Source organism: Xylanivirga thermophila, assembly GCF_004138105.1.
In the GTDB taxonomy this organism is placed as follows: Bacteria; Bacillota; Clostridia; order Caldicoprobacterales; family Xylanivirgaceae; genus Xylanivirga; species Xylanivirga thermophila.
This window is the reverse complement of record NZ_RXHQ01000057.1, coordinates 1-5066: the sequence shown is the minus strand read 5'-3', so window position 1 is coordinate 5066 and position 5066 is coordinate 1. Positions and strand designations below refer to the sequence as shown.

Annotated in this window: 6 protein-coding genes; 2 read left to right on the top strand and 4 right to left on the bottom strand. The window is 29.6% G+C overall.

The genetic code is table 11. From position 1 onward, the window contains the following. Positions 1 to 316: 316 nt before the first annotated feature. Positions 317 to 769 carry an FMN-binding protein gene (locus tag EJN67_RS13685; protein WP_129724991.1) on the top strand — a complete coding sequence of 151 codons (453 nt, stop codon included), beginning with the start codon at positions 317 to 319 and terminating at the stop codon, positions 767 to 769. Between the two features lie 31 nt (positions 770 to 800). Here EJN67_RS13685 and EJN67_RS13680 read toward each other — a convergent pair whose 3' ends face one another. Continuing rightward, positions 801 to 1082, bottom strand: coding sequence for a hypothetical protein (locus EJN67_RS13680; RefSeq protein ID WP_129724990.1), 282 nt, complete (start codon positions 1080 to 1082; stop codon positions 801 to 803). A 226-nt stretch (positions 1083 to 1308) separates the two neighbouring features. Here EJN67_RS13680 and EJN67_RS13675 point away from each other — a divergent pair, with 226 nt between their 5' ends. Continuing rightward, the gene (locus EJN67_RS13675) at positions 1309 to 1773 is read left to right on the top strand and encodes a hypothetical protein (RefSeq protein ID WP_129724989.1); all 465 of its coding nucleotides are present in this window, start codon (positions 1309 to 1311) and stop codon (positions 1771 to 1773) included. A gap of 260 nt (positions 1774 to 2033) precedes the next feature. Here EJN67_RS13675 and EJN67_RS13670 read toward each other — a convergent pair whose 3' ends face one another. The 3 genes from EJN67_RS13670 to EJN67_RS13660 form a co-directional block, all read right to left on the bottom strand. Next, entirely contained in the window at positions 2034 to 2390 is a 357-nt protein-coding gene (locus EJN67_RS13670; protein ID WP_129724988.1) for a hypothetical protein, read from the bottom strand. A gap of 228 nt (positions 2391 to 2618) precedes the next feature. After that, positions 2619 to 4202 carry a hypothetical protein gene (locus EJN67_RS13665; protein ID WP_129724987.1) on the bottom strand — a complete coding sequence of 528 codons (1584 nt, stop codon included), beginning with the start codon at positions 4200 to 4202 and terminating at the stop codon, positions 2619 to 2621. A 305-nt stretch (positions 4203 to 4507) separates the two neighbouring features. Next, positions 4508 to 4915: a nucleotidyltransferase domain-containing protein gene (locus tag EJN67_RS13660; RefSeq protein ID WP_129724986.1), complete on the bottom strand. Its 408-nt coding sequence runs from the start codon at positions 4913 to 4915 to the stop codon at positions 4508 to 4510. Positions 4916 to 5066 lie beyond the last annotated feature (151 nt).

Here is a 5066-nt window from a genome sequence, read left to right as displayed (position 1 = left end):
TGTTAATGGTGTAGATAAAACTATAATACCAAACAGTCATCTGAATATATGGGAACTGTAACTTTAAGTAAAAATATCCCAGGATGTTATCTATTCTTCTTTTCCCTACAGTAAATTGACGCTATCTATTATTATTAAGGGATTGACATAATATTATAGGTGTATTATTATAATATTATAGGTGTATTATTATAATATCTGTGCAAAAAAACAAAATATTATATTTTAACTTAGATTTAACAAAATTTGTTTTTCATTCTTATAGAATATATATTATTCTATAAGAATTATTATATTTATTTAGGAGGTAAGAAATATGAAAAAATCACTTAGTGTTGTACTTGTTGCTGTTATGCTTACAGCTGTTTTAGCTGGATGTGGTAATGGCGGATATAAAGATGGTACTTATAAAGCATCTTTTAAAGATTTTGATGATCATGGTTGGAAGGGTTTTGTAGAAGTAGTTATCACCGATGGTAAAATCTCTGATGCTAAATTCGACTACGAAAACGAAGAAGGCGCACTAAAATCTGAAGATGATGAGTACAACAAAACAATGAAAGACGCTTCTGGTACTTCTCCTGAAGAGTTTTCACCTAAATTGGCTGAAGACTTAGTAGAAAAGCAAGATGTTGACAAGGTTGATACTGTAACAGGTGCAACCCATTCTGTTGATGATTTTAAAGAATTAGCAAAAGCTGCTCTAAAGAATGCTAAAGCTGGTAATACAGAAGAAGTTATCGTTGAGCAAAAAGCTGAAAATGAATAAAAAAACAACTGGGCAAATGCCCAGTTGTTTTTTATATAAACCTTAATAACACAAATATTATTTCAAAGGCAACTACCCCAATTAACACTTCAGACATTTTGTTACTATGTATAAGCGTCTTACGTGCAATTGCATAAAGCATAACTTGAGCAATACTTTCATGAGTACGCCTAATTAGCATCTGTGCCAATTCCAAACCCATGACTAGCAATAATATATATGACAAAAAATGATTAAACAGCTCATAGGTAACATCTCCACCCTTTGATAATACAATCTGCTTTATATAGACAACAAGATTCTTAGAATCCAATATTACTCCCGCCACTACAACAATAGCAAGTGCAACCTCTATTCATTCGGATAAATCCTATATTTGAGATTAAGCTAAATTCAGCAACTTTATTTATAAATTATTTTATGAATACGTGTTTTAACATTGGCAATTTTAAGGTATAATATCTATAACAAGAAGTTAAAATGAAAATTTCTATTTATTAGGTAAAATTTCATAATCAAAAGAAAAAGGGGGGAAAAAAATGAACAATGAAGAAAAAATTCTAAATATATTAGATCAAATAAATAGCAGATTAAATGGCATAGATAGCAGATTAGATGGCATAGACGGTAGATTTGATAGCATGGACAAAAGATTTGATAGCATGGATAGTAGATTAGATGGCATGGACAAAAAATTTGATAGCATGGATAGTAGATTAGATGGCATGGACAAAAAATTTGATAGCATGGATAGTAGATTAGATGGCATGGACAAAAGATTTGATAGCATGGATAGTAGATTAGATCATGTAGAAGCTGGCCAAGGAAGAATTGAAAACAAATTAGACTCTGTATATGAACAAACTGCTGATTTGACTGAATTTAGAACTGAAACCCGACAAGGTATAACAGATATTAAAGATACTTTATATTTTGTACTTCATAAAGAAGTAGAAAATGAAAAAGAAATATTTAAACTAAAAGAAAAGGCTGTAAAAATATAATAAGCTAAATTTTTTATTTGCCCAACCACAAAGCCCCATTTAGTTTAAAGTATTATCCATTGTTTTAGAAAAGTTTCTATCCACTAACTTATTAGATGCTAGATTGCAAGGATCATCACCTAAAATATTTTTTATTATTTATATCGCATAAAGGCACTAAAAGTATAGATGAACCAACGCCTTTAGTGCCTTTATTAGCTTTTCATTAATTGTCGTTTAACAAGAGCTTTTTCAGTAGCCTCACAAATGCTCAGTTGTTTTTATATAAACCTTAATAACACAAATATTATTCCAAAGGCAACTACCCCAATTAACACTTCAGACATTTTGTTACTATGTATAAGCGTCTTACGTGCAATTGCATAAAGCATAACTTGAGCAATACTTTCAGGAGTACGCCTAATTAGCATCTGTGCCAATTCCAAACCCATGACTAGCAATAATATATATGACAAAAAATGATTAAACAGCTCATAGGTAACATCTCCACCCCTTGATAATACAATCTGCTTTATATAGACAACAAGATTCTTAGAATCCAATATTACTCCCGCCACTACAACAATAGCAAGTGCAACCTCTATCCATTCGGATATCAAAACGAGCTTTTCGGCCATATTTATAGTCACCTCCATTCAAAGACAAAATAATAATATACTTGATTATAGCATGTCTACTCTTTTTTACAATCAATATAATAAAGCCCATATTTAAAATTTATTATCTCTTTTATCCCTATATTAAATAAAAAAGCTTTAATATTACAGTTGCTTGCAAATAGGACTTATATGCCTGAATTATAGCATAACATCGAATTTCCCCTATGTTCATAATATCATTTTGCTTTATTTTACAATTTCTAGTTTCATTACTTGATTTAGAGTATTCTTTTCATAATATTCTATATTAACCTCATCATTAACTTCTATAAATGGTAACTTTTCTGATATTTTAATATTAGCTATATATATCTTGTTGCTATTATCCAATATGAAATAATAATGGGTATTACCATCAATAACAACGGATTGAATGCTTATTATTTTACCTTTTGTATTTAGAAGTTCTGCTGATTTGGCATCTTCTTCTGCTTTTATATTTGATATATCCCTTCCAATATGTGTACTAACAACATTGCTTACTGTTGTACCGATTGATACTCTTTGATAATTTTGAGCATCAACTAATGCATACATTTTAACCAATCCAGCTTCATCTTTTAAAGACATAAAATAGGTTGGTTTATTATCTATATTTAATAATATTGGGAATGTTGATTTATATCCTTTTTCTTGTACTGCTCCTTCGGCACTTTCCATAGCTGAAAATTCTTCTGCCGATGACATTTTATAGAATTTAGTATCTTTTGTTCTTAAGTTTACAAGTACAAAGCCGACATTAGATTCATCAGCTCCTACGGAGGTCATACCTGTATATAGGTAAACATCATCATCTATAGCTAGATAATTATACCCTTCTGTTGTTCGTAATACACCTTTTTGAGCAAACAATGAATTTAAAAATCCTAATTGAAGTCCGCCATTCCAATTAAGTTGTTTAATTATTTCATCTGCATCATAAATTCTATCCACCCATTTCGGCACATCTTTTATATTATATTTTGTAGTTTCTCCATTTGCTGCATTGGTTAATATTACTTCTTTTACATCTGATCCTCCAAACCAACCAATTGTATTATGGTATACTGGTGCAACCCAATAAGGAATTCCTTCCTCATCTATTTCAAAACTTATTTCAAAAAACATATCTGTAGGATAATTTTTTCTCAAATGTCGATAAATATCCCTTGAGAATTTATCTGATTTAGAATATTTAATGTTGTTTTCCAGTTTCTTCAACTCTACTTTACCATCTATCATATCTACTATTATATAGTTGGGTATTCCTTTATTTCTATTACTTATCCACTTTAAGAACCCATTGTATTCGAGCGGAGTAACTCTTACTGGTTTATCATCAAAATTGATTTGAGTATAGGCATCGGATACATTGTATTGAGAAACTAATTCTAACATTTTCCCCATTTTTCTACTACCTAATCTTTGCGCTGTATCTCTATCAACTGTAGGAACTTGCTCAAATGAAGCCTCTTTAATATCTTCTTCAAAAGAACTATTTTCTTTTTCAATTAAATTTGCATATCTTGTTGAATGAAATATTGTTGCAGAAAATATTTTTAATACAATAAATAAGGCCATAAGAATTGCTGGTATCATGTAAAGCTTGTAATACTTTTTGTTAAATGTAATTAAAATAGTTACGATATATATTAAATTAACTAAAAGATAAATCCAAAATCCAAAAGAATGTAAATTGAATGCTGGTAAAAATATATACCATAAAATAAAAGCTACTAAAGGAATTGATAATAGTGCTAAAATTTTTGCAAAATGTACTTGTTTTTTCATAAATTTTTACCTCCTTGTTTAGACAGGAGAAATTTTCTACTGTCTTATTCATAACATGATTTATTATATCATGTTATGAATAAGACAACACCATCTTTAAAAAATTGCATCACGGCAATATTCTATTAACACTAAAAGGTTCCATTATTGGTAAATTATGCACCTATCTACAAAAGCTTTTTTAATATATATTCTAGTTTATAGATAGCATAGAGTACGTCAATATAAATAATTCTTTTTCCTTAACTATTCCTGTTGAATATAATGTAAATATTGTGAAGTAAAACAAATTCTAAATATGCTTATTAGGGGTGCTCAGGTATTATAGATGTAATTGGAGTGAATATTCTTTTTTTATCAACCAATATTTTATACCCATAAGACAAAACTCGCTCTGTTTCGAAATCTAAAGGTAAATCAATCCATGATAAAGGTACCATTCCGAACTCTACTTCTAAGCCACTCTTATACCAAATGCGAATCGAAGTACACTCACCATAAAATTCAATATCCGACCTATTAATCAACCCAAAGGCACTGAATATTTGAGTATTATCAATATAGTGTTGCTTATTAGAAGTTAAAATAACTAAATCAATATCTGAATCTGCCTTTTGTGTGCCCCTTGCATAAGAACCTACTAAAATAATTGCTTCGGCAAAGGGCTCATTTATTGCCCATTTTTTGATTTCTTCAATAAGGTTTTCAAACATTATTTCACCTCTTATTTACATATTGTAGGCTCTCGAAAACTCGAAGAGCTTAATCTTACTTTATTTCAAGGTTCGGCTTTTTAGCTTCACCCCTACTTTTTGATTAATATTCACTTTAAAATTTCCAATTCTACTTACCATTACTTCCCTT